The organism is Mycobacterium sp., assembly GCF_032162105.1.
Lineage (GTDB): Bacteria > Actinomycetota > Actinomycetes > Mycobacteriales > Mycobacteriaceae > Mycobacterium.
Genome location: NZ_JAVRPS010000369.1, coordinates 1 through 2,527, shown reverse-complemented (window position 1 = coordinate 2,527; position 2,527 = coordinate 1). Strand labels below are relative to the sequence as shown.

3 protein-coding genes are annotated in these 2,527 nt (G+C 67.3%); all 3 read right to left on the bottom strand.

The genetic code is table 11. The features are described 5' to 3' along the window. The coding region (locus tag QOC69_RS18785; protein WP_526442303.1) for an alkaline phosphatase PhoX at nt 1-481 on the bottom strand (481 nt) is incomplete at its 3' end. A 113-nt stretch (nt 482-594) separates the two neighbouring features. After that, nucleotides 595-1,509 carry an Rv0045c family esterase gene (locus QOC69_RS18780; RefSeq protein WP_526442300.1) on the bottom strand — a complete coding sequence of 305 codons (915 nt, stop codon included), beginning with the start codon at nt 1,507-1,509 and terminating at the stop codon, nt 595-597. A gap of 87 nt (nt 1,510-1,596) precedes the next feature. Beyond that, nucleotides 1,597-2,527, bottom strand: a 931-nt coding sequence (locus QOC69_RS18775; RefSeq protein ID WP_526442298.1) for an inositol-3-phosphate synthase, incomplete at its 5' end; no start/stop codon positions are given.

The following is a 2,527-nucleotide window of genomic DNA, read 5'->3' as shown; positions in this document are numbered from 1 at the left end:
GCAGTGCGGCGAAGTCGTTGTTGAAGCCGAACTGCTGCCGCTGGGCGGCGGCCGTCTGGGCCTTCACGTCGAATGCGGGCGCGCCGGGCAGGATCGGGTCGCCCCAGCTGATCACGACGCCCTGCTGGTAGCCCTCGGGGATGACGACGGCGTCCTCGCTGTTCGGCGCGACGGCATTGAACTTCATCCCGGGCGACGGCTCGGCGGGCGGCGCCGACGAGGGGGGCGTCGCAGCGGGTTGTTGGTCGCTCCCGCAGGCGGCCAGCGCCGAACCGGCGCCGACGGCCAGCACGGTGACGCCGGCGGCCTGCAGCATCGACCGCCGCGATACCTGCTTGACGATGTCGCCGAAGTATTCGTTGCCGCTGGCGTTGGGGACGGGTTTGGAGCAGGCGTCGCCGCACTTGTAGCGGCAAGTCACATGCTGACGTGAGGACCGCCCGTCGTGATTGACGAATAGATTCAGCGGCAATAGAGCCATGGCGTGGGGGTTCCTTCCGAGTGTCACCGGCCGGGCTGGGGCCAGTGAACGGAAAATTACGGGAACCTGTTGATCAGCTGTGAAGCAGAAGGTGAACGGAAGGCAACGGACCCTCAGTCGGCGAGGACTCCGCGCAGGATGTCGACGAGCGCGCGGGGCTGATCGCCCTGCACCGAATGGCCGGCGTCGGCGACGATGTGGGTGCGCTGAAATCCCGGTGCGCCCTTGGCGAATGCGGCGGCGTCCTCGTCGTTGACGAAGTAGGAGTTCGCGCCGCGGACCAGCGTGGTCGGCATGGTGATCGACGGGACGTCGTCCCACAAGCCCTCGAAGCCAGAAAGAAGGGGACCTTTGCGGAACGAATCGTAACGCCACGTCCACCTGCCGTCGTCGAGTCGCTGCGAGTTGTGGAAGACGCCGCGGCGCAACGAGTTCCGGTCGCGATGCGGCGCCGCGGCCACCGTCACGTCGAGCATCGCCTCGAAGGAGGGGAAGTTGCGCTCACCCTGTACCAGTGCGACGGCGCCCAGTTGCGCCTTCGTCATCTCCTCGTGGCGTTCTGGGGCCGACGGGGTGACGTCGACGAGTACCAGCGTCGGCACCAGCGCGGGCTCGGCGGCAGCGATGCGCAGCGCGGTCAGCCCGCCGAGCGACATCCCGACGACCAGGCGCGCGGCGGGAGCCCAGTCGCGCAGCACTGGCCGCAGCGTGTCGGCGCTGCGCTTCGGCCCGTAGTCGCCGTCCTCGCGCCACGCGGAGCGGCCGTGCCCGGGCAGGTCGACCGCGAGCGCGGGCACGCCGAGTCCGAGGACCACCGTGTCCCAGGTGTGCCCGTTCTGCCCGCCGCCGTGCAGGAACACCACTTGCGGGGATTCGGCGCCCCACTTCAGCGCGCTGATGTCGCCGGAGTCGATGCGCTCGACGGGCGGCAGCGGACCCGTCAGGCCGATCTGTTCGGCGTTCTCGGGCAGCAGGGCGAACTCGCCGAGGCCCACCAATTCGTCGTCTGAGAAATGCGGGTTGACCACATGCCGACCCTACAAAACGCCCCCGAAAGTGAATCTGGCGACGCCACACTCGTGCGGCGTCGCCAGATTCACAATCGAGCAGGGTTGCTAGCCCTCGATGAAGGTTTCGAGCTCCGCGCGCGCGATGTCGTCGGCCATCTGCTTGGGCGGGCTCTTCATCAGGTAGGCCGAGGCGGCGACCACGGGGCCGCCGATGCCGCGGTCCTTGGCGATCTTGGCCGCGCGGACCGCGTCGATGATGACGCCTGCCGAGTTCGGCGAATCCCACACCTCGAGCTTGTACTCCAGGTTCAGCGGCACGTCACCGAAGGCGCGGCCTTCGAGGCGGACGTAGGCCCACTTGCGGTCGTCGAGCCAGCCGACGTGATCGGACGGGCCGATGTGCACGTCCTTGGTGTTGAACTCGCGCTGCAGGTTGGACGTGACGGCCTGGGTCTTGGAGATCTTCTTGGACTCCAGGCGCGAGCGCTCCAGCATGTTCAGGAAGTCCATGTTGCCGCCGACGTTGAGCTGCATCGTGCGATCGAGTTGCACACCGCGGTCCTCGAACAGCTTGGCCATCACGCGGTGGGTGATGGTGGCACCGACCTGGCTCTTGATGTCGTCGCCGACGATCGGGATGCCGGCGTCTTCGAACTTCTTGGCCCACACCGGGTCTGAAGCGATGAACACCGGCAGCGCGTTGACGAACGCCACGCCTGCGTCGATGGCGCACTGGGCGTAGAACTTGTCGGCCTCTTCGGAGCCCACTGGCAGGTAGGACACCATCACGTCGACGTTCGCGTCCTTGAGTGCCTTGACCACGTCGACGGACTCGGCGTCGGACACCTCGATGGTCTCGGAGTAGTACTTGCCGATGCCGTCCAGGGTCGGGCCGCGCTGCACCGTGACGTTGGTCGGCGGCACGTCGGCGATCTTGATGGTGTTGTTCTCCGAGGCGAAGATGGCCTCCGACAGGTCGAAGCCGACCTTCTTGGCGTCCACGTCGAACGCGGCGACGAACTTCACGTCGCGGACG